A 21,781-nucleotide genomic window follows, 5' to 3' on the forward strand; every position below is an offset into this window, starting at 1 on the left:
TGCCTCTTATTTTGCGTCAAAACGCTTTATGATTGCTTCTTTTGCTGCTTCACGTGTCGAATAACACCTACCAATTAAAACACGTTGCCCTTCGTACACACGCTCATCCTCACTGTTGTCGATGTGGTCCTCGTCCTTCCCAAAGTTCCGATCGCGTGTGCAATACCAGCAGTCATCAACAATGTACCTGCGGCCGGTGACAGAGCCATATACCGCGTTCGTTGGAGCAACCACGACACCGTCCGCCGTTTTTGGCAACTTCTCGACAAGTTCCTCCAGTTCATGAATATGCTTTAACAGTGCGTCATGCCTCTCTTTAGTCATCGAAATCATAATGACCGTTTGATCGTCACCGGATGCGGGGTCTAACCCAGCCATTGCCTTGGCTTCCGCAATGTCATCTGCTAACAATTCGTTCTCTGATTTACTCATCACGCCTCCCTTCTGTTGATATGACCTTGAATGTGATCGCCCAAACACAAGGGTCAACATCTATTCCCAAACCTTGCTTGGCATATATTGAATCCCATGTTTTCAAAAACCACTTTCTTGCTTCATCCATTGCCTCATAATGGCATTCGGATTCAAGCATTGGACAGCCTTCCTGTACCGCATCTACGGCCTTGATCTCCGACACCAGTTCTGCCTGCACATCTGTGATCTCCAAGATGATGCGTGCATGCTGTTTGAAACACCCATTGCTCACACACTTACCAACTACAGGCTTTTCTTTCGCATGGGATGGCCACGTCGTCGTGTATTTCTTACCGTCGGCTGGATACTCAAGATCCACCTCTGTAGCTTTACACATGCTCATCCTGCCGCCGTAGACCTTCTCCTCCACACGCAGAACCCGCGTCGTCTCCCGCACCCACAGCCGATCGCCAACCTCACCGTATGGGCAATGGATGCGCAGTTCATCACCGTTAAATGTGGTTCCGCCCTGTTCGTGCATTTGCAACACAATTTGGTTGCCCAGTGCATCTTCAATTGGAGTGTAGCCACATGATTCCGGGTGTGGCTTGCGTGCCTTAATCGGCCTGCGCGTCTGCGTCTTCTGCCCGTTAAGAACCGCCCGCACCATCTCAGCGTTCATCAGTATCGGCCGCTCTCTTATCTCAGTTGCTACGCTCATGATTGCTCGCTTTCTTCACAGCCTTAGATGCCATGATGTTCATCAAGTATTGATTTCGCGTTTTGCAGACGCGCAAACTCATCAGCACATCCGCCTACGTCTGGGTGTACCTTCTTGGCAACTTCTCGATATGCCTTGCGGTACTCATCTGCGTCGTTAATGACCGAATTCCTGTCGCTGCTGCTAACCAGATTGGCCGCTTGTTCGAGGGTCATAGGCAACTCAATGGGCGATGGGAGTGCTGCCCAACCTCTGTACTGCTGATGCTGTCTTACAGCGCCGTACCGCTCCATAGCACGCTGTGCGCTGAGCGTTTTGACAATGCCGCGTAGGTTGTCTCTCCAATCGTTATAGGTGTCGCAGGGGTATTGAAGCGGCCCAGCAGCAGGATGGACAAAACTCAGACGTACTCTCTCACCGTTTATTCTTGCTGTTGAACGTAGCAACCCATCGTTACGGATTTGATTCTCTGTAACATCGGCTTCAATAATCGCGTCACGAACACCGATCATTGCCAACTCGCTCCTTAATTCAGACAAGGTTGCCGAGTACTTGGATCTGAATCGGCAATTATCAAATTCACTTTTCCCATCACTTGGCCACATTCCTGACAGTGGCCTAAAAGTAAATTGAACATCATTCGGACGAACTCTCATCACTCACTCGCTTTCTTTGCGTTCCTACGAAGCAACAACACACGATTTAGGCTGAAGAAGATGTGCAGGCGACTATCGTGATGTTCGCCATCCTTAACCCCGCCATGCTCTTCACATGCCAATGTGAGACAATCAAGCGCCTCTTCAAACTCGCCGTTATCTGCGTGTCTCTCGGCGTCGCATGTCTGTTTCCAAACATTCATGTATGACCTACTGCTCATCACTCACCGTCCTTTGTTATGCAGTTGCCAATAGTTCTGATTCAACTTCTGATTCAACACAATTTGCTCTCACCAACACCTCGGCCATCACGGGACAAACCGAGTTACCGCACATGCGCACCTGTGCCGATTTCGTCAACACCGATTCGCCATGCGACCCGTCGCCGATGATGTAGCTGTCAGGGAAACCTTGAGCCCTGTACAGCTCACGCGGGGTCAACATACGCATCGAAATATCCGTGATGTGGTATGGCTCACCGTTCACGAACACCATGCCGAATCGCTCATGTGTTGGGATCGTGTGCAGCGGTTCGTTGAAGCTTTGCCCGTGTTTATCGTTGCCGTAATACTTCAGGAGAAACGCACGCACCTCGCCGATGTGCTGTCCGCCGGATGTGACGGTTTTCACCGGTTCACTCATACTTCCGGCCTTGCCTTGATCTGTACCGTAGAAGTGTGTGAGCTGCGACGTCACAAGCATGTTTTGTGTGCCGCGTGACGTGATGGTGGGGAACGGTTTATCTGCCCGCACTCCAACCACACCGCCGAAGTGCTTAGCTATGAATGCCGCGACTAAGGCGTGCTTGCATGTTCCTACGATCGTGCCAAGTGGCTTGTTAAGATCCAACGCTCGCGGCGCCTGTCCCTTACGTTCGCCGTATCCGCTCTGAACCATGGTGTAAGCGGCATCGTCAACAATGAATGGCTCAGGATCTTTGAATATGTGGCGATCAATTCCCGCTGCAATCCTCGCGTGCGTCTTCTCGGCGAGCGGCCGCTTTGGTCTGTGTAATCCGTGATACTTCGCCCACGCGTTGGCTTCATCTTGATCAGCGAAGATTGAGCAGATCGGTTGTGTGAAGTCGATAATATCGGCGGCTGTGCGGTATGGGATCAGGCCCGGCCCATGCGTCGGCTCTGGCCAAACGATCGGCTTGCCGTCGCGTCGAGCGATCATGAAAAATCGTTTGCGTATTGTCGGGGCTCCGAAGTCGCACGCCTTTAGCACACGCCACTCAACTTCATAACCTCGATCGCGGATCTTCTCGATGAATTTGTTGAAGATGTGGCCCTTACGTTTTGTGCATGGCTTGCCGGTTTTGTCGAGTGGCCCCCATCCCTCAAACTCTTCGACGTTCTCTAAGAACACCACGTCGGGCTCCACGTGTGTCATCCACCGCAGCACGACCCACGCCAGCCCGCGTACTCGAGGACTGACAGGCTTTCCACCCTTGGCTTTGCTGAAGTGTTTGCAGTCTGGCGAGAACCACGCAAGGCCAACATCACGACCTTTCGCGACATCGCGGGGATCGACACCCCAAATGTCCTCACAAAAATGCGTTGTACCTGGGTGATTCCATTCATGCATTTTCACGGCTTCATCGTCGTGATTGATGCTGTAATCAACCGGACGGCCTAAAGCCGCTTCGATACCTGTTGACGCTCCGCCACCACCTGCGAATGAATCAATCACAAGCCCATCGAACAGGTCATCTCTGAATGTTGCTCCTGCCCTTGCGGTCATCCCTCTCCCTCCTCTGATGGGTGGGAGGAGGTTTCCCACGACACAGGCATAAAGATTAGATCAGATCGAATTGCTTCTTTTACAAATACACGAACACCCTTGCCTAAATCTCTGAGCAAACCGTAAACCTTCCAATCACATCCATCGCAACTACACTCATAAGCATCTCTAGATACACCACTACATGCCGGACACCGAAAACCCTGTTTTTTATCAATGGCATTTAATAGATCACTCCATGTATCGAAAACCTTAATCGTTCCATCAAGCAAAGGCTGCTTGGCGTCTTGGTAGTAATTTACACACCAATAATTGCGATCCTTTTCCCATGCATCCAAGATTTCACTTGCGGGGATGCCTGTACGCTCTGCATAATGCTTCGCTCTCTCAACCGCCCAATCAAGTGTCTTATCAAATCCTCTGCTCGGGTCGTCGTCATACGATTTTTTAACGGCCGCCGCCAACTGTTTGTAGCCTTTGCATTGTTTAATATCACTCTCGCCCATCTCACCCACCTCCTGATTGGCTAGTTTTTGCTTCATCGATATGCTTTTGCAACGCTTCCTCAAACCCCTCAACTGTCGCTGCCATAGAGGCCACTGTCTTAAACATTAATTCACGCAATGTGCCCTCGGTAAAAATAGCGCCATACGCTAACGCAACACCGAATCTAAAATCGCCATCCTCGGGTTCACTTGCAAAACGTGATGCGGTTTTTAATCCTGCAGCAATAAGTACACATGTATCTTCAAGATTTAGATGCTTGGCTTTATCCATCATCTCGAGATACATTTCCTCACCTTCACTCTCACTCATCTCATCACCTCCCTCATGGGTGGATACTGGAGTAGCGTTCAACCTGTCCAACTCTGCAGCTAGTAACGCTCCGGCTTCAACTATCAGATGCTCACGCTCTTTTGTGGATGCTTCCCAACTGTATTTGCTTCCAGATTGATTAATGTGTTTAGGTACACTAAAACCGAATTCGTTGATGATCTCGTTTACTGGAATCATTCGGTTACCCCGTTTCACGTAGATGGGGTAGACCTGTAAACGAGCGATTGCCGCTAAAATTAGTTGGCAGTAAGTGCAATTAACCCGCTTGTCATGCTCAACCACCCACCCTTTCTTGATCTGCCGATCACGTTCCGCTGCTATTAACTCAACACCACTTAATTGTTTTACACTCTCACCCATCTCACTCACCTCCCTCATGGGTGGAGAGTGTTTGCACAACATCTTCTGCCAAAGCAACACCCGGCTTGTCTTGTACCGATTTGTTGGTTTCGTATTCGTTCACGTAATCAACAGCTACTTTGTATGGGTCATTGGCGAAACTTCGCTGTCCGTGGGCAAAACCTATACTTGAGATTTCGTCGCTTGTCGCACCAGCCTCTGCTAATCTGTGATTTAGCCAGCATCCTGCATTCCAAAGATTCACCATTACTGGCAAGCCAGATAAATGTTTACAATCTTTATTTTCTTTCATTGCTGCGAGTAGTTCGTTCTTATGCAATTCAGTCCATTGCTTCGCTTCTTCGATTGTTCTTTTCTCACTCATTTCATCACCTTTCTTATGTCGTTTTTGACAGTAAAGTGTCAATCTGTCGATGTTTTGTTGTTTCCTCGTCACGTTGCGAGGATGTGTCGATTAGGCTTCCCAACCCTTACAAATCCGTTTGGTTGGTGCGTTCTCAGGATCACGTTTAGCCAACATGCGAAACCATTTGTTGTACCCCCGTTTACGCCTTTTTCCCTCACCTCGTGGGCGGCAAATGATTCCCGCACCGTCAATCTTTTCTTTTGGAGTACTCATATCATCTCCTATCAATATCGTGTTAGTTAAGATTACAACTTTTTAATGGTAAAATATTCACCGATTGTTTCTTCTCTTTCGCTCTTGCTTGTTTCTTCGCTTACGTCGATTCTCTTCCCACGCATCCTCAGTTCCGCTATTGGTTTTTACTTTGAACCTGCGTTTTCTCGTCATGAGGTTAGAAAACGCTCTGGCCTCCATAACCCGTCCCCTTTTGCGATCTCTGCCAATGGTTTTAGCCATCACTCACCCCCTATCACAGAAAATAGCACTGAATCAATTTTCTCGATCGGGTGTTCCCCGCTAAATGTCACACCTGTACTTAACGAATCAATAATGTGAATTGCATCGATCAATTCCTTCCGGGCCATTACAAGCGTGTCGTACATTTCTGGAGCGGCTATTGCCATCTTTGCCCAATGGCTGTCGCGTGCGTATATCGTCGCTACATCTTTGTTTCGCTTGCTGTCTCGGATGCTGTACATGACGCTATCTGCCGGAGACATCCCTATGCTTGCTGTATACCTGCTCTTACTCATTACCTGCCTCCTCAGCTTTCCCGCCATGAACATGCTCGTAGAATGAAGCGCCACACATAGGGCAGTAGTTGATACAAACACCACGTTTTGCATGATCGCCACTTCGTACGGCAACGAGAGTCCTGTCAACACAACCTTTGTTCACATCAATGATTTTTAGCAGCACAACTCCTTTTCGGTGGCTCTCCAGCTCTAAGATCGAGTCCATTCCCCAACATGGCAGTACCTTGCCATCTTCGATTTCGCACGTTGTTCGTTTTTCGTCATCCATTGCTTACCTCGCTCTCTCTGACCACTAACTGATATTCGTAAACGCCGCTAGCTATCCCCCGCCTACGGCTCACTTCATGCCCACCAAATTTATCCTTCCTGAAATCTCTCAACCTCGCACTGATAGAAGCATCACTTCCATTCACACCCGCTTGCTTGATCTGATCGAACGTGCGCCACTCTCCATCTTTCATCACCACCCACACGGCTTTAAGCTGCCCAGTTAATCTCACTCCATCTCGATCCACGTCATACGTCCTGCCATCAAATAGCGGGTATTCATTCCCATTCTTTGCTTTAACCCGTCGCGTACAGATCGGTTCTTCAACTGTCGCTAGCCTGCTGTTTCTTACCACGGGCGACCTCCTTGCCTCTGTTGGTGATTTGTTGCCAAGTTGTTAAACCTTGTTGTTGAGCCATCAAAATGAAGCTTTACCGTCCCCGTTGGCCCGTTACGCTGTTTACAAATAATTAATTCTGCTGTGTTATCTGGGTCATAGCCTTCGTCCCCTCTGTGATAGTAATCTTCTCGGTGAAGCATCATCACCACATCTGCATCCTGTTCGATCGAACCTGATTCACGTAGATCGCTCATACGCGGCTTATGCCCCTCACGCCCTTCTGAACCACGGTTGAGTTGAGACAAGCAGATCACAGGTACATTTAGTTCGCGTGCCAATGCTTTAACACCTCGTGAAATTGCCGACACTTCTTCTTGCCTTGAGTTGTGACCCGGTGCCGTCATTAACTGCAGATAATCAATCATCACCAACTTGATCCCATGCCTTGCCTTTAAACGTCTGGCTTTACTTCTCATGCTTAAAAGTGTTAAGCCAGGCTCGTCATCGATATATATTGGGGCTTCCGAAATCTGCGCGGTAGCTTTTAGCAGGCTGTCGTAGTTATCATTTGAAAGTGTGTTTCGCCTGATCGCGTGACTGCACACGCCTGATTGTGATGAAAGCATACGTGTCGCTAATTGCCCTCGTCCCATCTCTAAACTAAATACAGCGCAAGGTGTTTTATCGGTTATACCAATGTTCTCGCACACGTTTATGGCAAACGCAGTTTTCCCCATCGATGGACGAGCCGCTGCGATAATCATCTCGCCCGGTTGTAATCCATTGGTCATATCATCCAACTCGAAGTACCCAGTTTTTATACCTTGGTTTTCTAAGCCTCCTGATGTGATACGGTCGTACTCACGCTGAATAACTTCAGAAACGCATTCAGTCGTTGTTACTGACTCATTAGATTCTGCAATTTTGTAAATACGAGATTCAGCGCGATCCAAAAGATTAATGTCGCCTTCATTGTTCGCGTATACATCTTCGATCGTTTGGTGCGATGCTTCGATGATGGCTCGATCAGTCGCCTTGGCCTTAACAATCTCTGCGTAATACACTGCATTGACAGCACTGGGCACAGATTCGGCCAACTCCATCAGGTAATCCAACCCGCCCACACGTTCAAGCATCTCCGCATCTACCAGCTTCTGATTGATCTGAACCATATCGATAGACTGGGTTTTGTCATAAAGTTCAATCAGTACTTTGAAAATAATTTGATGCGATTCTTTAAGGAATTTCGCATGTGGTTCGGGGCTAAGCCGTTCAAGCACGTCACCACAAATACGATCATCTAAAATCATAGACCCTAAAACTGCGGCCTCAGCTTCAATCGCTTGCGGGAGCTTCCGTCCCAGTGGATCGTTCGTATTACGATTAGACCTTGCGTTATTAAAGCTTCGGTCTCTCTGATTGTCTTTTGTTGGTGCTATCACTGATCGCCTCGTTTACGACTAAAATGGGATATCATCGTCGTTTATTTTTACGTTTTCACTGCCTGTGTTGGAATGGTTGTTTGATGTTTGATTGCCATCGCATCCATACCCGTTGCGGCCATTCCCATTACTGCCGTTACGACTACCCAAAAATTCAAATTTTTCCATGATAGTTTTGACCTTAGATCGGTTGTTACCGTTCTGGTCTTGCCACTGGTCAAGTTTCAAGCGGCCCTCGATAAAGATAGGGTTCCCTTTAGCAAAATACTGATTGACAACTTCTGCTGCTTTACCAAAGCCTTCAACATCAATAAAGGTCGTTTCTTCCTGCTTCTCATTCGTGTTTTTGTTGTACCAAGTGCGATTGATCGCCATCCCAAAATTTACAACTGGGACATTGTTATTGGGTAGGTATCGCAATTCTGGATCACGGGTTATGTTTCCCATCAAAAATACTTTGTTGAGATTTGGCATTGTTTAATCCCTTTCACTTGTTGATTTACAAACATTTCTCTTGTGTGCGTAGCCGAGAACACTTCTGACATGCTTTGTACATTTAGCATTGATCACAGGCATCTTCCTATCTCTTAAGTTGTGCCTGATCAGGTGAATGTCATCTCGACCAATATTAATTTTTGCATCCTTGGGCGCGTATCCGAAAGCCTCGGTCATCAGCCAATACAGCGTAGTCGTTGCAATACGGACATCATCTCGCCTGTGTACCAAGCTGTCTGGCGACCGGAAGCATCGCGTAGGCAATGCAAACCAATCTGCTACTGCAGCCTTTAGTAGATATGGTGATGGCCTCTTAGCTCTCATGACCGCCCCCATACCTAAACTTTACATTCGAAAATTCTTCTGCATAAACGTACTGACCATTGATATTCACTCGTTTATTATTAGATTTATGATCAGCATCACGACAATCTATAACTTCCGAAGGCGTTTCAATGAATTGCACGTAACCGGCCTCGCACGCATCTCTAAGCTCCTTCGGGCTTGGCTGGCGGTTTGCCTCTTTCCCCTCGCTGCGAACGCCTCACAAGCAATCCTTGCGGCGATCCGATGCCTTCTCCCATCGTCATCCACAGGCGCAGTACACCATCCTCGCTCATCTGATCGATAGGCAGCTTGGAGAAAACCGTTTGATCCAGACCCAACCTCAACAACAAACCACAAACATCATCACCATTCATACATGTATGATGTTGTATGTTATTATTTTTTATGTTTTGATATGTTATGTTGTGCTTGGAATTTTTTGGATTGTTTGGATTCTTTGGAATCTCTGGATTCCTTGGATTGTTTGGATTCGCCACCACCAAGTGTTTTCCAGTGCCTGTTATATTCGTCCCATGCGAAACGATCGGTAGGCGGATGGGGAAACCCTTTGCGTGGGCCTTTGCCGTTAGCATGTGTCAGTGGTGGAGCTTGCAGGAATGCGCCTAGCTGCTCACCATCAACTTCATACCTTGCGATCAAACTTACTTTTTCTAGCTCATTAAGCATCTCAACAACCCGCTCCATGCAGAGCGTTTTGTTCGCCATGCGGCGTATTGCTGCCTTGATAAGCACCTCATCAGGCTTTGCAGGAAAGATGTGGTAGTCATCAGCGATTAGCCAAAGCCGTGTCAGGAGCGCTTCAGCTTCCATGCAGACGCTGTTTACACGCTCTCCTGTCACGTAACCATCCCGAAAGATCGGCTTGTAAGGGCCGTATCTTGTGATTTTCGTCTTTGGTCATTGTTTTGCTCATCTCGTCCTCATCTGATCGGGTTAGGTTTAGTTTGAAACTGTTGCGTTACCGCTTGATAACGCAACAGGAAGGGAGGAAAGGAGCTTGCATCAGTGATCGTCCTTCAGTTCTTTTCTGGCTTCTCTGCGAAGCTTCTTAGCGTTCGTTGTCGTTTTGGCGTGTTTGGGTAAGTTGCTGTTGTACTTGTCGTATTCTCGATCGAGTGCGTCCAGCATGGGGCTGTGATCGTTTGATTGTTTAAGTTGTGCTTCAATACTTTTCATCGTGACTCCTCTTAAGTTGCTTAACAGAAGGGACAGGACTCGAACCTGCGACCGGCGAATTTGGAATTCGCTGCTCTACCAACTGAGCTACCCTTCTATCTGCCAGTAACGCACTGGCAGGGTTCTGAAAATACTCAATCCTTTGAATCCCACCGGCAAGGACTCGAACCTGCACACCTTGGTAAAATCAAGTATTTTTTGCATCAATCGCATGTTCCCTCGCTCGGTTTACCAGCCCGCTCGGTTTATCTACGATGTGTTTGCGGTGACTGCCTGTTCACACGGTGGGTAATGATTTAGTCTTGTTGCTCTTTCCTGAAAACATTCGGGGCAGAGAGGCACGCCTTCGATGTCGTGGTCACAAACATGTGTCGCAAAAGAGGGGTATTGCATGCCTCACATTTCGTTGGGTTTTACTTCTCCACAATCGAAGCATTCTTTGTCTGTAGCTTGCCCCACCTCTCTCGCCTTCATCATTGCATCAGCGAGTTTGAATGAGTCGCTACTTAACCCGTCTTTGCAAGACCTCATATCACTTAACGTCTTTGCATCAATTCTTTTGAATAAGACTTTGCATTGCCGCCATTGCATACATGTCTAGAAGAGTAATCTGAAACCGGGAGGCGATTGGCGCAAATCTTCAAGTTGCTGGGTCAGTTCTTCTGCCAACTTTTCAGCCGATTGCGCACACTTCCTATATCTGATTGCCTCAAGCGAACTGGCACCACCTTCTCATGCTCATCGTTCGGATCAAAACGTAAGCGCCGTGAATGGTGTTGAACCTGTCGTTCCATCTTCAAACTCGATTGCTACAAAGGCCGTAACTGTCCTTGCTCAGGACCGAACCTTTACCGTCTGCCCATGCTTCGCATCGTTGTTCATGCCCTTCTGCGGCGTGAATAGTGCTTTTCTTCCTATCAAGCTCATCGGCTCTATCCCTTTCATTAAAATTCCCTGAGCGAGCGTTACACTGGCTCAGAGGTAGTTGTTATTCTGTTAAACCATGCTTAGCGTTGAGGTACGCTATCTGTGCGTTAATGCTTGCAATCACAAATTCAGGTAACTCAGGCAATGTTGGTTTTGCTCAAACACACCAAGCTTTTTTAAAATGCTCCTCATCATGCTCCGTCAATGTCATGGTTACTTTTTGTGCGTAGCCGCCCCGCATCCTTGCCTTTTTCTATTCGCTCAGAGTGGTATTCTGATTTTGGCATTTCGTTTTCCTTTGTAATATTTCGTTCATCCAATCCCCTCCCCCCGCCTCTCAGCGAAGGAGCAGAGCCTTGCGGCATTTAGTTATTTGCTGGAAGAACAAATAGTTGAATGCTTATGTATGTCGTACGGTGCATCCAAAACCGTTTATCAGTCATTTACCGTGTAGTCATGATCCGACCCTTTCGATTCGTGGTGTGTACTTGCGGTAGTCTGGCACAATGCCAGCTTTCTACCGTTCGGGGTTCGCCCCCTCCCTCTCAGACCCCACTTCTTTCTGTACCGTCTAAACGGCCATGAACGGTTAACGGTGTGTTTTGCGATCATTGTGTAAACGAATCTAAGAGGGAGGAACACGATGAAGTACATCAAAACAAATGAAGATGAGTACTGCCATCACGATCTCCTTTCTAAACCCGCTCATCACTTCTCAGTGACAAGCAGCGAATTATTACGCCGCCTCCCGTTGATGGTGGGAGCTGGCCATTAACATCTATTTGATCTCACCAGCTTCAATCGCGTCCTCGATCGCAATCAAATCACCTTGCTCAAGATCATTCACAGACTTCTTCAAATTCGTTAACGATGAACGCTTCTAGCTTTTGTGCGGCTTCTGATTTTTCAATTTGAAGTTTCTCGCAGAGCATAGAGGCGAGCCCGTCAACGAGTGAAGGAGTCTGATCGTTTGTTTGTGGTTCTTCTTGCTTGTCTACCACTTCACCTTCGATTACATCTTTTGGGGGATTCATAAGTGGATCTTCGTCGGCTTTGACTGGCTGTGGTGTTGTGGTGTTAGATTCCTTTCCTCAGGTCGTAATCTTGGTTGTCCATTTCGATGGCTCGATCAAAGTTCTCAGAAGATAGAGGGAGCCACTTAGCCATACGACGAAAACACGGTTTTCTTGGCCATCTCATCCCAATGATATTTCCATGAATCCGAATCTTTAGACTTTGCCATATTGCGTATATGATTGACTTCTTCATAGCTCATCACATCAGATTGAATACCACCTGATTTAAACTCTACCAGTGCGTACACGTGTTTGCGTTTACCTCTGGTTCCAAATTTAGGGACAAATCGAAGCACAGGCTCAGTTCCCTTGACATATACAAATTCATCATTTTCACAAACAACATCAGCATCAATACGTTTTAATCTCACCGCTTTGTCTGGCTAATTTGGCAAGCCCTTTGTAGCCGGGCAAGAGTTTTGCTTGTAACTGGTAATCACTCCCCACCCTGCAATTAAACGGGACTAGATACGCCTCTCCCTTAGTCCCCGAACAATCAAGGCCCAACTCTGCTGCGGTCATGGTTGCTTCAAGGATAGACAGTGCCGTGCATTTAAGAATCTTGGGCTGATGATTTGCGGCAAGCAAAACCATCTTTACTAAACGCTCTGGCGTAAAGTGTTTTGGCGCTACATCTGCAAGCCTGTCTACACTTTGGCCTAAAAAATCTTTTAACGTTGCGTGAGTTTGTACGGGGGCATGAATGCTGAACTTTACAACATCATTGTTCCCTTCTGCTGTCGCTGGTAAATTACTCACATCAATTCTCCTTAAACTGCGTATTTTGCTTCTTCGTATTCTGGGATACGTATTTTTTTCGTTTCACAAACCCTGCCAACCCATTCACCTTTCTCGAAAAAGCTGAACCAGTCTTGGATAAGGCTGTCTTTAATTCTCAACGCTGAATCTAAATCCATGCCCTCGATTTCGTGCATACCGACCTCATAAAACCCTCCAACACCCTCAAGCGGAGACGTGTTAACAGGAACGATGACATAACGCCTGTTTTGACGGGATAAGGTTGCCGCACCATCTAGATAGAAAGCCGCTTGAATGTGATACCCCCACTTGAATATTTCTGAGTAGAACTTGTGAAAGTTGCTGGTAGTTTTCAGGTCGAAAATAGTTGAGTCGCCCTCAAAGTTGCCCCAATGGTCAATACGCGCCTTGCATCTAAGCCCTGTGTGAATGTCATCCCATACAAAGCAAGCTTGTGACTTGTCTTGACGATCTTTAAAGATAGGGCCGATGACAGGATGATCTGAAACACATTGGGCGATTGCAGTTGCTTGGTTCAACACTTGCTCTGCGATAGGCTCTTTTTCATGATCTGCAAATTTTTTATACAAACTGTCGCACTGTGTTTTATAGGCATCCGAAACAACGTACTTGTCCAGAACCTTATCGCGATTAAACACCAGATCATCGACCAGTGAGCCCAGACTGAAAGAAGCAGTTTGTTTGCGGTATATCATTCCTTCAAGCACCTGCTCTCTTGTATGCACTGTGCGAATCAGCTTGCCGAATTTCTTGAGGTCAGACTGGCAAACTGCATCCCATGCACGATATTCCTTTTCAGGCACGCCGAAATGTACACCTGTACTGGGACACGGAATCCGATTGATCCCATCAACGACTTTTAATTTGTTCTTTGCCGGTAAAATCATGTTCAACTCGTCTTAAAAAGTTCCATGTACTGTTTGTAATCAGCTTGCGTCGTTCGCTTAATACAAGCCTTTTCCCAATCGACTTCAATCAATTCGCCATCCCAGTGTTGAATATGCGTATGCTCAAGGCTGTCTCGTAGGTGATCGAACGCTATCTTCGGATCACGGTCATAGATCGGCCTCACTTCACGGTATCTGCCCTGCTCGATCGCAAAGAAATAATCCATGCGCGTCTCATTCGTTGGCATTGACCGCGGTACGGTGTCACGCTTTGCTATCAACCATGCTTGTCTTGATGCATCTGAATTAGGACTCATTGCAAGCTCCTTCAAGTACCTGAACAATGAAGCTGATTAATACGCGGTTATCGTCCTTAGACAACAACCCGTTGTGTTTGCTGTAGAAATTCACAGGAATCAAATGAAGTGGGAAAACCATACCGCCCAGCTTTACATAGCCACCACCAAAATCTTCAATCGCCCAAATGCCTTGGCTAGAAAGCCCCATGATTTGTGTCACGTCAACATATACAATGTTCTTCTTAATCACTGGGTTTTTAATGCCAAAATCATTCTCTACGATTTCACATGTTGCTTCTGCGATTCGTTCCATCACAGACGGCCTCCGTGAACCCACGTACTGCCAGCTATCCATCATGTCCATGTGGACATCGGCAATACGAGCAGGCGGCGTAGACGCTAGGCGATCACCGTCCAGTATCGAAGGAGCTTCACGGTCGTTTGCTATCCGTATCACTGCATCACCCCCTTAGTACCGAGAACGATTACGCACAGTATTAAGACGATTGATATGACAACGATCAGTCCTTTATAAAGATTAGCTGCTGTCATGTTTACCGGCTCTTTGATTTTTGGACGGTATGCACTTTGATACGCCCCCTGCCCTGTCATGACAACGGGGCGATCCTTGGCCGGAATAATCGGTGCAGGCTGATAATCATTTGGAAAGGTCACGATACGGCTTCCTGTGAACCTGTCCCCATCCTTGTTGACGTATTCAATACGCTTTAATTGTTCCGTTGCTCTAACCATCCGTGTATCCTTATCAGACTGTTTCGTAGTCTAGGTATCCGTTTTCGAGTTCGTATTTTTGTTCCAAGTCGGTATTGCTATAGCGTGGTTGACCTGCATACCGAACGTGCCGCATATGTTCGATGTCTTCTGAATAATCCGACATTTGAGCGAGATACGTCTTGCCTGCGTCACCCAAACACCTCACGACGCTCTCGCACCATTCCTTCGCAAGCCACGTCTCACTGAAAGATCGGTTCAGATAAACTTCATCCTGATCAGTACTAAAAATGCACTCTGCAAAGCTAGGGCAAAATACTTCGGCCTCACCATTTGAATAGACAACACCTCTAGCGTAATGGCTTTTGCACTTGTAAAGCTCTTTGCGTTCTGGTTTTGAAGCTTTTGCGACCATCATGCACCTCAATTAATAGTTACGCTGTGTCCGTTACGTGGCTTCTGTGTGTTTTGTCGAGCTTTACGGCGATTGACTGCGCACGTTTCTGCTGCCGTGACAACCTGTTTGCATGTTTCCATCAGGTCATTTGCCATACCCTTGATACGTTCAAGTTCTTTGTTGTCGATCTGGCCGTCACGCATGGATTCACGTGACTCATCAAGCATTTTCCGCACACCATCGACCGCACCGATTGACCCATCCAGCACATCGTCATGGTCAATCTTGCCATCACCATTCACATCACCGTCAATCCTGCGACCGCCTAAGATGCTTTGGAAACCGGTATCACGGATAATCGTTTGATCGATTGCGATGCGCGCTTTGTCGGGGAGCGAGCGGCAACCAAGAAGTAAGTTGACTTGCGTCGCCCACAAATCATCACCGTTCAACCAGCGGTCAACGGTAGACGTTGACGTTTTGGCTGCGGAAGCGATTTCCTTACGGGTTACGATGCGATCATCGATTAAATTTTGTAGTGTGTCCTTTAGCATTGACTCAACCTCGTATCCGGGAAAAGACATCAATTGTTCCTCTCATCTGGCCACCCTGACCAGAATAAGATTTGAATCATGAATGATTTGCAAAAGCCAAAACAGAAAAGGGCGAAGGGGGAACTAAGACTCTCCCTCGTCTTTCAGGGGGCAATCAGAATCAATCAGGCTTGGAGCGATCGAGTAGGTTCGCTTACCTTCCAAGCCCTGAACGACAACATCTTTGGTCTGCATACTGATGAGCAATTTACGTGTTTTGTTCACGTTGAAGCTTGAGGATGCAGAAAGTGATTCGAGTGTTGTTTTCAAATTGACCGATTTAAGCCGCCGCATAACATCAAGCAGGAGGCTTTCATCAAGCGTCAATTTGTTTAGCACTTTGGCGTTCATGAATACAAGCATAAACACACTATCGTCCAATTACAACATACTTAAGTACACATTTTTTATACTTGAATACTCAATTGCTTGCTAACAATATACTTATGGCGATAAAAATATTTTTCTAGTAGAATTATGACGTGGCGAAAAAATCAACAAAAAATGTAGACAGAGCGTCATTGAATGTGTCTTTGACTTCGAAAGACGCACTAGAAGCCGTATCTGGGAAATACAGAGTTTCACAGAAGATGGTTATAGAGCGTTTGCTGGAATGGTTTAAGGATCAGCCAGAGGAAGTTCAAGCGCCAATCCTGATGCAGATCCCGCAAGCATATAAGAGCGATTTTGTCCGGATCATCCTCGATCGCATGGTCGAATCCGAGGGCAGAGAAGACGCTAGAGAAGTGATTAAGAGTATTGAACAAAAGGCTTTAGGTAAAAAGAAACGATAAAACAGGCCGAGCAGTATGGGTCTGGGGAGCAATCAGATGCCGCGGCAATGCCCAAAATGTGGCCTGGAGCAAATATTTGAAGACAGCCATTGCATGATGTGTGGGGCGAATGTCCCAGATTGCAACACCAAATCAAAGCCCAGAACAAAGCAAACATTGGAAGCCGTCATTGTCATCGCTATCGGTTTGGCGTTGACAGCTATTGCATACTTTGGGCACGACCTGATTTACGGGTAATCTGGAAGCAAAAACATGCCATACTGCACACAATGCGGCTACCAACTACAGAATGACCATGATTCGTGTCCTAAATGCGTCACCGAGTCAAAAGCGATACCTGTCGCCACAGCTTCAGCACCATCCATCACGCACACGAATGACACGCCTCAAGCATCCCCCGCATCTACGGAATCTAAGTACATCGCCACCCATAAGCGGCGGCTAATCATCATCGCCATCTCATCGTTCTGTGTTTTGTTTGTAGCGTTATCAATGAATGACTTTTTTTTGATATTTGAGATGATCCTCGCATTCGTCATTTTTTCACTTATAGATATGATCATCCTGCGGATTGGATGCCAAAGCATATTAAAACAGAAAATACATCTTGGCCCTTCATACACACTTGCTACTATTTTCGTTTGTGTATCACTCATCATGGTACACCTACTCTCAATTAACGATTCCACAACGCCATCTGATTTTCTCGTACTGTCATTCGTTCATGTTGCCATCGTGATCGCATTATTCATTTGGATATGTTCGGGCACCATGCGGGTCAACAGGCATAAACCACCAGCTGGCAGGATTGTCCGAATTGGGTTGCTTCTCTATGGCGTTAATTTTTGTTTTTTAGTATTGCCCACATCATTGCTAAATGTGATGATCCGTTTGTCTGAAATGTAACCCATACATGTGTATTGATATACGTCGAGGAAAAGTTACATGGGATCGGTAATCGTTTTTGTTTTTCTTGTTTTGCAGTGGACTGATGTTATTGACTGGCCGTGGTATGGGATTGCTGCACCACTAATTCTTGATGCACTGGGTGTATTAGCGATCCTCACTTCTGGGAAGTGGGGTGACGCCGCGATTGTTGCGTGCATAGCGAGTGTCGCGCTCATTTTGTCGTGGATGGCAGGCAACGCCGAATACAGTATGTTTTGGTGGGGGATGCCTGTTTTATTGTTTGTCGTCTCTTCAAAGCTTCCTAATTCTGGCAGTGGCGGCGCTATCCTTCGTCGTATGCTTTTAGGAAAACCCGCAAAAAAGTGTTGCCCATCGTATATACCGACAGAAACAAGCTCAAATATTTGTGGACAATGCGAACATCCTGCAAAGCAAAACGATAAATTCTGCTACCAATGCGGTGCCGACATCAATGAGCCAAAACCACCATCCGAAAGTGAAACCCAAGAGAGAATCTTAAGAGATATTGTTATCAATCAGGGCAAGACATTGGCGCAGATTAAAGCCAGCCTGAACATCCAAGAACAACCGTACAGAGAAATTTTCGAACGATATTCAGAAATACAATCTACATCTGATTTGAAATGTATTGCCAACCATCAATGTGAAATTTTACAACAAATTAAAGATGCCCAAAATTCCCAGAAACAATTAGAAGAAAACGTACCGAACAATACAACAACTCAACCCATCTCTGAACCAATAACCGATACGAATACAAACAACGCTAGCGATCAACCATCTGAGAGAATGCAATGCTGGCGGTGCAAGTATCAAGCGAAGGAAGGCGACAAATTTTGCCATAAGTGCGGGGCAGCGCTTAATCATCCACCAAAATCACACAAAAAACGATCTTCATTTGAGGTAATCATAAGCAGCAAGCAAGAAGCTGCGCTAGCATCGAACGACGATAGCACAAACCCGATTTTGATCGTGGGTTATATTCTCATGGCAATGTTCACAATATTCGGAATATTGATATGCGTTTCAATTTTTAACGATGTCCAGATCCCTCAATACACACAAAATAAATCACAACCAGTCGCTTTCACCGAAGTTGCCCCGGATGATCAAATCAACGCAACAGAGATAAACAAGACAGATTCCTCAGCGCCAAGTGAAATTGTGGCCGCAAAAACGCCAGCCAAATCTATCTATATCCCTAGCCTGATTGGGCCCGACAGCTCATTCTGGGTCGATTACGCACAAACATATGGCATGCTAACCGTGGATGATGGCAAAGAACTAATCTTCGCAGCAGCAGAGCAAATAAAGGCTACACACAACATTAACAACTGGAGTGATGAGCGATACACCGATACCATACTGCAAAAACTAGACGCTCTTTCCGAACAGGAGAATGCGCACAGAACGCAAAAAGCGATAGAAACCTACTGGATTTCTTATCATGAGCAATACCCACGAATCTCAATAGCTGAAGGTAAAAAATTATGGGAAGAAAGCAAAAATGATGCCCGCGAAATGCTCAAATCTTACGATGTAACCACGGAGGATTTAGGTGAATTGGCGAGGAAGCTTTTGGGCATCAGATCGCGCAAAATATCTACTTTGCGTAAGATTGATGAACAATCCGATGAGCATCAGAAAACCATGCCTGATTGAGATCGACGGCGAAGAGCTTACACATACCGAAATTTACTCTACATCCTCCCTAACCCTTACACTCAACCTTCTTAACTTCGCGAGTTCCAACTCATGCACAAAATCGCGGAACACTCGATCAGGTAAATCACTAAACGATTCAATCGCCCGAACCTCTAAACGCGCCCTCTCAACTGAAACCCCACCTTTAATACCTAAAGCTTTGCCCACGGGAACTATCATTTTAAACCTCACATTCTAATATACACGCTTGACCGTACAAAAACCTAACTTTTTACAGATTATACAACATGAATCCCCCATGAAAAGCCCTCCTATACAAACTAATGACAACATCCTGTCACCCCGAACACACCGTGACATGAAACCTGATTATAACCATGCATAACCAACTCATACAGAGCCAAAATGACCTTGCATGTGCCCTAGATGTAGAGAAAAAAGGTAATATTAACCCAGATAAGAGCGTAGTGTTTTTGGTGTAATACCAAGACTATCGGCAGCGTGGGTCATGTTGCCGTTGTATTGATCAACCCGCGATTCAGCAACCAGCTTACGAATTTCTGTGTAACTCAACCCCTCAATTACAGCGCCCATCACAGCGCGCCGATCAAATTCAACACAAGGCACAGCGCCCCGAACAGATTCGCTAAAAACTACTTTCAACTTCATGGCAAGGAGAGTCTATCATATGGATGAGAACAACAGCCCCAAAGCTGGATTGTATTCCATAATTGAGCCATTAATTAGCCTTCTGGGATGTTTAGGCGCATTTGTCTTTCTGTTAGTTGTGCTTGGGTTTGTGGGGTTTTTATTATCTTTAATGGGTTTGACGTTCAGCGATGACGAATATGACCCACATATTATGTCACCGGCAGAGCAAAGATTTAACGCGATAGATGATGCCAGAGATCAAGGCTTATATAGCGAAGACGAATAATCTAAGACGCACAATCTTCTATTTGTTAGCCGCCATGTTGTTATGATATTCGTAAGGATTGTTAAGTTAGCTACGGGGTTAAGTATGCCAATTCGACGCACAAAACCAACACCACCAAAACCGTCAACCCATCACAACAAACCTTGTTGGCAAACACGATGGCGTGAATCAAACCTCGATACTGGCAAGACCGTATCGAAAATCAAGAGATGGTACAACGCAACCCAAAGCCAAATTACCCACCTGTACTATGACTGGCTAAACAACGAGTTTGCAAAGCTTTCAGATACTCCCAACTACAAACAGACGATGCTCACCGAAGAACTGTGCGAGCTGTATTTAAACCACAGCAAAAAGACTTACACTAAAAACGGTAAGCCTACATCCCACCTCTCAAACGTCATAACGGCAATCAATGAGCTTGTCGCAAGAGAAGGCAAGCGACCAATGAATATGATGGACGCGCCAGCACTAGCAAAATACCGCGATGCTGTGATCAAGAACCCCAAAGGCAGGGTAAGACACCGAAAAACGGTCAACGAATACCTCTCCATCATCAAAAGAATGTACCAATGGGGTAGAGAGCAAGGGGTTGTTAACGCTCAGACAGCAAACGACCTACAGCTCGTCGCCAATCTCCAACCAAGAAGAACCAAAGCCAAAGAGCGTAAAGGGGTAAAGCCGGTTGCATGGCAAACAGTTGAAGCCACCCTGCCCCACATGCATAAACAGATACAGGACATGATACTTATCATGTGGTACACCGGGATGCGTCCCCAAGAAGTTTGTGTCATGAGAACTAAGGACATTGACACCACATCTTACAAAGGCATATGGGTTTACCGTCCCCACATCAGCAAACTCGACCACCTGGACGACCACGAAGATGAGGACAACCGCAAGCGGGTAATTGCCATCGGTAAGACAGCACAAGAGATCATCACACCATACCTGCTACCACGACTCGAAAAGTACATCTTTGATCCGAGAGAAGCACCAAACGCAAACAACAAAGCAACAGGGAGATATACCAGTGATTCACTGGGCAAAGCTCTAAAGCGTGCGTGCGACAGGGCTTTCTTTCCCTCAGAACCTCCTTTGTGCAGGGAAGAAGGCGAGACGATAGGGAAGTGGAGATACAGGGTAGGACGCGACACGGGGCTTTCAGCGACCTACAAAGCACACAGAGATAAGCACCGATGGAATCTCAACCAGTTACGCCATTCAAGAGCAACAGAACTCAATAAACACTACAACATGGAAGCCGCCCAAGTGTCATTAGGGCATTCAAGCTTGAATACAGCCCAGATATATGCTGAGAAGAACTTGGAATTAGCCGTAGAGATTGCGAGAGATATGGGTTAATTGTGCAAAAGCGCTCAATCAAGTAAGACGAATCGCGGGGATATACACTGAATAACATGCAATAACGCTCATGGAGACAACTATGGAAGAATTAGTAAAGAGAAGGGCCAAAGAAATTATATCTGATCTGTGCGAGGTTGAAGTAACAAAAGTCACCGACAATGATGCATGCTCGCTGAAATGCGCAGTTATAGTTGCCGAATATGCCAAGTATTTGGAATCCGTAATCGAGGCAGAAAAAAACTGCGCGTCCCTAGAAGAAAAAGGGTACGTAAAATGTGTTATTAGAAATGGAGAGAGGGAGTATAAAATGACTGAGGCAGGCCGTATTGCAAACCCCAAAAGCCCTAACACGCAAAACTAAGTACCTCTTGCACGAATCTCGTACAGGTGAGATAATAAGGGATAGCCGTGTGCGCCGGGCGCACAAACGCT

General features: G+C 46.4%; 36 protein-coding genes and 1 tRNA gene. 6 read left to right on the plus strand and 31 right to left on the minus strand.

Features of this window, described 5'->3' with window-relative positions:
* Nucleotides 1-6 precede the first annotated feature (6 nt).
* The 18 genes from KS4_RS11215 to KS4_RS11290 form a co-directional block, all read right to left on the minus strand.
* Nucleotides 7-432: a hypothetical protein gene (locus KS4_RS11215; RefSeq protein WP_145078012.1), complete on the minus strand. Its 426-nt coding sequence runs from the start codon at nt 430-432 to the stop codon at nt 7-9.
* Nucleotides 425-1,135, minus strand: coding sequence for an ASCH domain-containing protein (locus KS4_RS11220; protein ID WP_145078014.1), 711 nt, complete (start codon nt 1,133-1,135; stop codon nt 425-427). Before KS4_RS11220 ends, KS4_RS11215 begins: the two co-directional genes overlap by 8 nt.
* 23 nt (nt 1,136-1,158) lie before the next feature.
* Nucleotides 1,159-1,647, minus strand: a complete 489-nt coding sequence (locus tag KS4_RS11225) for a J domain-containing protein (RefSeq protein WP_145078015.1) — start codon at nt 1,645-1,647, stop codon at nt 1,159-1,161.
* Nucleotides 1,648-1,790: 143 nt separating this feature from the next.
* Nucleotides 1,791-2,012, minus strand: a complete 222-nt coding sequence (locus tag KS4_RS11230) for a hypothetical protein (protein ID WP_145078017.1) — start codon at nt 2,010-2,012, stop codon at nt 1,791-1,793.
* A 16-nt stretch (nt 2,013-2,028) separates the two neighbouring features.
* Entirely contained in the window at nt 2,029-3,537 is a 1,509-nt protein-coding gene (locus KS4_RS11235) for a DNA cytosine methyltransferase (RefSeq protein ID WP_145078019.1), read from the minus strand.
* Nucleotides 3,534-4,079 (minus strand): hypothetical protein, encoded by a 546-nt coding sequence (locus tag KS4_RS11240; protein ID WP_145078020.1) that lies wholly within the window; start codon nt 4,077-4,079, stop codon nt 3,534-3,536. The genes KS4_RS11235 and KS4_RS11240 overlap by 4 nt, the downstream gene beginning before the upstream one ends.
* Complete coding sequence (locus KS4_RS11245; RefSeq protein ID WP_145078022.1) at nt 4,045-4,734, minus strand: hypothetical protein; 690 nt, start codon at nt 4,732-4,734, stop codon at nt 4,045-4,047. The genes KS4_RS11240 and KS4_RS11245 overlap by 35 nt, the downstream gene beginning before the upstream one ends.
* Before the next feature lies 1 nt (nt 4,735).
* On the minus strand, nt 4,736-5,098 hold the full coding sequence (locus KS4_RS11250) for a hypothetical protein (RefSeq protein WP_145078024.1): 363 nt from the start codon (nt 5,096-5,098) through the stop codon (nt 4,736-4,738).
* Nucleotides 5,099-5,188: 90 nt separating this feature from the next.
* Entirely contained in the window at nt 5,189-5,353 is a 165-nt protein-coding gene (locus KS4_RS17615) for a hypothetical protein (protein WP_200761179.1), read from the minus strand.
* 242 nt (nt 5,354-5,595) lie between these two features.
* A complete protein-coding gene (locus KS4_RS11255) occupies nt 5,596-5,892 on the minus strand; it encodes a hypothetical protein (RefSeq protein ID WP_145078026.1) in 297 nt (98 codons plus the stop codon).
* Nucleotides 5,885-6,163 carry a hypothetical protein gene (locus tag KS4_RS11260; RefSeq protein WP_145078028.1) on the minus strand — a complete coding sequence of 93 codons (279 nt, stop codon included), beginning with the start codon at nt 6,161-6,163 and terminating at the stop codon, nt 5,885-5,887. Before KS4_RS11260 ends, KS4_RS11255 begins: the two co-directional genes overlap by 8 nt.
* Nucleotides 6,156-6,518, minus strand: coding sequence for a hypothetical protein (locus tag KS4_RS11265; protein ID WP_145078030.1), 363 nt, complete (start codon nt 6,516-6,518; stop codon nt 6,156-6,158). The genes KS4_RS11260 and KS4_RS11265 overlap by 8 nt, the downstream gene beginning before the upstream one ends.
* On the minus strand, nt 6,512-7,945 hold the full coding sequence (gene dnaB / locus KS4_RS11270) for a replicative DNA helicase (RefSeq protein WP_200761180.1): 1,434 nt from the start codon (nt 7,943-7,945) through the stop codon (nt 6,512-6,514). Before dnaB ends, KS4_RS11265 begins: the two co-directional genes overlap by 7 nt.
* An 18-nt stretch (nt 7,946-7,963) precedes the next feature.
* Nucleotides 7,964-8,419, minus strand: a complete 456-nt coding sequence (ssb, locus tag KS4_RS11275) for a single-stranded DNA-binding protein (RefSeq protein WP_145078032.1) — start codon at nt 8,417-8,419, stop codon at nt 7,964-7,966.
* Nucleotides 8,420-8,928: 509 nt separating this feature from the next.
* Nucleotides 8,929-9,141: a hypothetical protein gene (locus tag KS4_RS11280; RefSeq protein ID WP_145078034.1), complete on the minus strand. Its 213-nt coding sequence runs from the start codon at nt 9,139-9,141 to the stop codon at nt 8,929-8,931.
* Nucleotides 9,142-9,163: 22 nt separating this feature from the next.
* Nucleotides 9,164-9,628 (minus strand): hypothetical protein, encoded by a 465-nt coding sequence (locus tag KS4_RS11285; RefSeq protein ID WP_145078036.1) that lies wholly within the window; start codon nt 9,626-9,628, stop codon nt 9,164-9,166.
* A gap of 162 nt (nt 9,629-9,790) precedes the next feature.
* Nucleotides 9,791-9,964 (minus strand): hypothetical protein, encoded by a 174-nt coding sequence (locus tag KS4_RS17620; protein WP_200761181.1) that lies wholly within the window; start codon nt 9,962-9,964, stop codon nt 9,791-9,793.
* Nucleotides 9,965-9,988: 24 nt separating this feature from the next.
* Nucleotides 9,989-10,061: transfer RNA gene (locus KS4_RS11290), tRNA-Trp, on the minus strand.
* A 1,473-nt stretch (nt 10,062-11,534) separates the two neighbouring features.
* On the opposite strand from KS4_RS11290, the gene KS4_RS18030 reads away from it, so the two are divergent.
* The gene (locus KS4_RS18030) at nt 11,535-11,666 is read left to right on the plus strand and encodes a hypothetical protein (RefSeq protein WP_261341873.1); all 132 of its coding nucleotides are present in this window, start codon (nt 11,535-11,537) and stop codon (nt 11,664-11,666) included.
* A gap of 64 nt (nt 11,667-11,730) precedes the next feature.
* Here the strand turns inward: KS4_RS18030 and KS4_RS11295 are convergent, their stop codons facing one another.
* The 10 genes from KS4_RS11295 to KS4_RS11340 form a co-directional block, all read right to left on the minus strand.
* Complete coding sequence (locus tag KS4_RS11295) at nt 11,731-11,925, minus strand: hypothetical protein (RefSeq protein WP_145078038.1); 195 nt, start codon at nt 11,923-11,925, stop codon at nt 11,731-11,733.
* Nucleotides 11,926-12,050: 125 nt separating this feature from the next.
* A complete protein-coding gene (locus KS4_RS11300) occupies nt 12,051-12,338 on the minus strand; it encodes a recombinase RecT (protein WP_145078040.1) in 288 nt (95 codons plus the stop codon).
* Nucleotides 12,319-12,726, minus strand: coding sequence for a recombinase RecT (locus KS4_RS11305; RefSeq protein WP_200761182.1), 408 nt, complete (start codon nt 12,724-12,726; stop codon nt 12,319-12,321). The genes KS4_RS11300 and KS4_RS11305 overlap by 20 nt, the downstream gene beginning before the upstream one ends.
* An 11-nt stretch (nt 12,727-12,737) precedes the next feature.
* On the minus strand, nt 12,738-13,634 hold the full coding sequence (locus KS4_RS11310) for a PD-(D/E)XK nuclease-like domain-containing protein (RefSeq protein ID WP_145078043.1): 897 nt from the start codon (nt 13,632-13,634) through the stop codon (nt 12,738-12,740).
* A 2-nt stretch (nt 13,635-13,636) separates the two neighbouring features.
* Nucleotides 13,637-13,951 (minus strand): hypothetical protein, encoded by a 315-nt coding sequence (locus KS4_RS11315; protein ID WP_145078045.1) that lies wholly within the window; start codon nt 13,949-13,951, stop codon nt 13,637-13,639.
* Complete coding sequence (locus KS4_RS11320; RefSeq protein WP_145078047.1) at nt 13,941-14,246, minus strand: hypothetical protein; 306 nt, start codon at nt 14,244-14,246, stop codon at nt 13,941-13,943. Before KS4_RS11320 ends, KS4_RS11315 begins: the two co-directional genes overlap by 11 nt.
* A gap of 140 nt (nt 14,247-14,386) precedes the next feature.
* A complete protein-coding gene (locus tag KS4_RS11325) occupies nt 14,387-14,686 on the minus strand; it encodes a hypothetical protein (RefSeq protein ID WP_145078049.1) in 300 nt (99 codons plus the stop codon).
* A gap of 13 nt (nt 14,687-14,699) precedes the next feature.
* The gene (locus tag KS4_RS11330) at nt 14,700-15,080 is read right to left on the minus strand and encodes a hypothetical protein (RefSeq protein ID WP_145078051.1); all 381 of its coding nucleotides are present in this window, start codon (nt 15,078-15,080) and stop codon (nt 14,700-14,702) included.
* 8 nt (nt 15,081-15,088) lie between these two features.
* Complete coding sequence (locus KS4_RS11335) at nt 15,089-15,646, minus strand: hypothetical protein (protein WP_145078053.1); 558 nt, start codon at nt 15,644-15,646, stop codon at nt 15,089-15,091.
* Nucleotides 15,647-15,739: 93 nt separating this feature from the next.
* Nucleotides 15,740-16,018 (minus strand): hypothetical protein, encoded by a 279-nt coding sequence (locus KS4_RS11340; RefSeq protein WP_145078055.1) that lies wholly within the window; start codon nt 16,016-16,018, stop codon nt 15,740-15,742.
* Nucleotides 16,019-16,137: 119 nt separating this feature from the next.
* Here KS4_RS11340 and KS4_RS11345 point away from each other — a divergent pair, with 119 nt between their 5' ends.
* The gene (locus KS4_RS11345; protein ID WP_145078057.1) at nt 16,138-16,449 is read left to right on the plus strand and encodes a hypothetical protein; all 312 of its coding nucleotides are present in this window, start codon (nt 16,138-16,140) and stop codon (nt 16,447-16,449) included.
* 386 nt (nt 16,450-16,835) lie between these two features.
* On the opposite strand, the gene KS4_RS17625 is transcribed toward KS4_RS11345, so the two are convergent.
* Entirely contained in the window at nt 16,836-16,988 is a 153-nt protein-coding gene (locus KS4_RS17625) for a hypothetical protein (RefSeq protein ID WP_200761183.1), read from the minus strand.
* Between the two features lie 406 nt (nt 16,989-17,394).
* On the opposite strand from KS4_RS17625, the gene KS4_RS11350 reads away from it, so the two are divergent.
* Complete coding sequence (locus KS4_RS11350) at nt 17,395-19,041, plus strand: zinc ribbon domain-containing protein (protein ID WP_145078059.1); 1,647 nt, start codon at nt 17,395-17,397, stop codon at nt 19,039-19,041.
* A gap of 33 nt (nt 19,042-19,074) precedes the next feature.
* Here KS4_RS11350 and KS4_RS17630 read toward each other — a convergent pair whose 3' ends face one another.
* Nucleotides 19,075-19,251, minus strand: a complete 177-nt coding sequence (locus tag KS4_RS17630) for a hypothetical protein (RefSeq protein ID WP_200761184.1) — start codon at nt 19,249-19,251, stop codon at nt 19,075-19,077.
* A gap of 240 nt (nt 19,252-19,491) precedes the next feature.
* The gene (locus tag KS4_RS11355; RefSeq protein WP_145078060.1) at nt 19,492-19,713 is read right to left on the minus strand and encodes a helix-turn-helix domain-containing protein; all 222 of its coding nucleotides are present in this window, start codon (nt 19,711-19,713) and stop codon (nt 19,492-19,494) included.
* A 19-nt stretch (nt 19,714-19,732) separates the two neighbouring features.
* Here KS4_RS11355 and KS4_RS11360 point away from each other — a divergent pair, with 19 nt between their 5' ends.
* From KS4_RS11360 to KS4_RS11370, 3 genes are all read left to right on the plus strand, one after another.
* Nucleotides 19,733-19,981 (plus strand): hypothetical protein, encoded by a 249-nt coding sequence (locus tag KS4_RS11360; protein WP_145078062.1) that lies wholly within the window; start codon nt 19,733-19,735, stop codon nt 19,979-19,981.
* Between the two features lie 84 nt (nt 19,982-20,065).
* Nucleotides 20,066-21,346 carry a tyrosine-type recombinase/integrase gene (locus KS4_RS11365; RefSeq protein WP_200761185.1) on the plus strand — a complete coding sequence of 427 codons (1,281 nt, stop codon included), beginning with the start codon at nt 20,066-20,068 and terminating at the stop codon, nt 21,344-21,346.
* Nucleotides 21,347-21,428: 82 nt separating this feature from the next.
* Nucleotides 21,429-21,710, plus strand: a complete 282-nt coding sequence (locus KS4_RS11370; RefSeq protein WP_145078065.1) for a hypothetical protein — start codon at nt 21,429-21,431, stop codon at nt 21,708-21,710.
* Nucleotides 21,711-21,781 lie beyond the last annotated feature (71 nt).

Source organism: Poriferisphaera corsica, from assembly GCF_007747445.1.
GTDB classification, from domain to species: Bacteria; Planctomycetota; Phycisphaerae; order Phycisphaerales; family Phycisphaeraceae; genus Poriferisphaera; species Poriferisphaera corsica.

Coding starts and splice junctions, on each gene's coding strand:
- KS4_RS11225 (WP_145078015.1), bottom strand. CDS start 1,647: ATGATCGGTGTTCGTGACGCGATTATTGAAGCCGATGTTACAGAGAAT.
- KS4_RS11325 (WP_145078049.1), bottom strand. CDS start 14,686: ATGGTTAGAGCAACGGAACAATTAAAGCGTATTGAATACGTCAACAAG.
- KS4_RS11335 (WP_145078053.1), bottom strand. CDS start 15,646: ATGTCTTTTCCCGGATACGAGGTTGAGTCAATGCTAAAGGACACACTA.
- KS4_RS11215 (WP_145078012.1), bottom strand. CDS start 432: ATGAGTAAATCAGAGAACGAATTGTTAGCAGATGACATTGCGGAAGCC.
- ssb (WP_145078032.1), bottom strand. CDS start 8,419: ATGCCAAATCTCAACAAAGTATTTTTGATGGGAAACATAACCCGTGAT.
- KS4_RS11365 (WP_200761185.1), top strand. CDS start 20,066: ATGCCAATTCGACGCACAAAACCAACACCACCAAAACCGTCAACCCAT.
- KS4_RS11340 (WP_145078055.1), bottom strand. CDS start 16,018: ATGCTTGTATTCATGAACGCCAAAGTGCTAAACAAATTGACGCTTGAT.
- KS4_RS11240 (WP_145078020.1), bottom strand. CDS start 4,079: ATGAAGCAAAAACTAGCCAATCAGGAGGTGGGTGAGATGGGCGAGAGT.
- KS4_RS11315 (WP_145078045.1), bottom strand. CDS start 13,951: ATGAGTCCTAATTCAGATGCATCAAGACAAGCATGGTTGATAGCAAAG.
- KS4_RS11235 (WP_145078019.1), bottom strand. CDS start 3,537: ATGACCGCAAGGGCAGGAGCAACATTCAGAGATGACCTGTTCGATGGG.
- KS4_RS11370 (WP_145078065.1), top strand. CDS start 21,429: ATGGAAGAATTAGTAAAGAGAAGGGCCAAAGAAATTATATCTGATCTG.
- KS4_RS11320 (WP_145078047.1), bottom strand. CDS start 14,246: ATGGAACGAATCGCAGAAGCAACATGTGAAATCGTAGAGAATGATTTT.
- KS4_RS17615 (WP_200761179.1), bottom strand. CDS start 5,353: ATGAGTACTCCAAAAGAAAAGATTGACGGTGCGGGAATCATTTGCCGC.
- KS4_RS11310 (WP_145078043.1), bottom strand. CDS start 13,634: ATGATTTTACCGGCAAAGAACAAATTAAAAGTCGTTGATGGGATCAAT.
- KS4_RS11230 (WP_145078017.1), bottom strand. CDS start 2,012: ATGAGCAGTAGGTCATACATGAATGTTTGGAAACAGACATGCGACGCC.
- KS4_RS11355 (WP_145078060.1), bottom strand. CDS start 19,713: ATGAAGTTGAAAGTAGTTTTTAGCGAATCTGTTCGGGGCGCTGTGCCT.
- KS4_RS11250 (WP_145078024.1), bottom strand. CDS start 5,098: ATGAGTGAGAAAAGAACAATCGAAGAAGCGAAGCAATGGACTGAATTG.
- KS4_RS11220 (WP_145078014.1), bottom strand. CDS start 1,135: ATGAGCGTAGCAACTGAGATAAGAGAGCGGCCGATACTGATGAACGCT.
- KS4_RS17625 (WP_200761183.1), bottom strand. CDS start 16,988: ATGACGAATGCGAGGATCATCTCAAATATCAAAAAAAAGTCATTCATT.
- KS4_RS17620 (WP_200761181.1), bottom strand. CDS start 9,964: ATGAAAAGTATTGAAGCACAACTTAAACAATCAAACGATCACAGCCCC.
- KS4_RS11280 (WP_145078034.1), bottom strand. CDS start 9,141: ATGAATGGTGATGATGTTTGTGGTTTGTTGTTGAGGTTGGGTCTGGAT.
- KS4_RS18030 (WP_261341873.1), top strand. CDS start 11,535: ATGAAGTACATCAAAACAAATGAAGATGAGTACTGCCATCACGATCTC.
- KS4_RS11295 (WP_145078038.1), bottom strand. CDS start 11,925: ATGAATCCCCCAAAAGATGTAATCGAAGGTGAAGTGGTAGACAAGCAA.
- KS4_RS11255 (WP_145078026.1), bottom strand. CDS start 5,892: ATGAGTAAGAGCAGGTATACAGCAAGCATAGGGATGTCTCCGGCAGAT.
- KS4_RS11245 (WP_145078022.1), bottom strand. CDS start 4,734: ATGGGTGAGAGTGTAAAACAATTAAGTGGTGTTGAGTTAATAGCAGCG.
- KS4_RS11330 (WP_145078051.1), bottom strand. CDS start 15,080: ATGGTCGCAAAAGCTTCAAAACCAGAACGCAAAGAGCTTTACAAGTGC.
- KS4_RS11360 (WP_145078062.1), top strand. CDS start 19,733: ATGGATGAGAACAACAGCCCCAAAGCTGGATTGTATTCCATAATTGAG.
- KS4_RS11350 (WP_145078059.1), top strand. CDS start 17,395: ATGGGATCGGTAATCGTTTTTGTTTTTCTTGTTTTGCAGTGGACTGAT.
- KS4_RS11260 (WP_145078028.1), bottom strand. CDS start 6,163: ATGGATGACGAAAAACGAACAACGTGCGAAATCGAAGATGGCAAGGTA.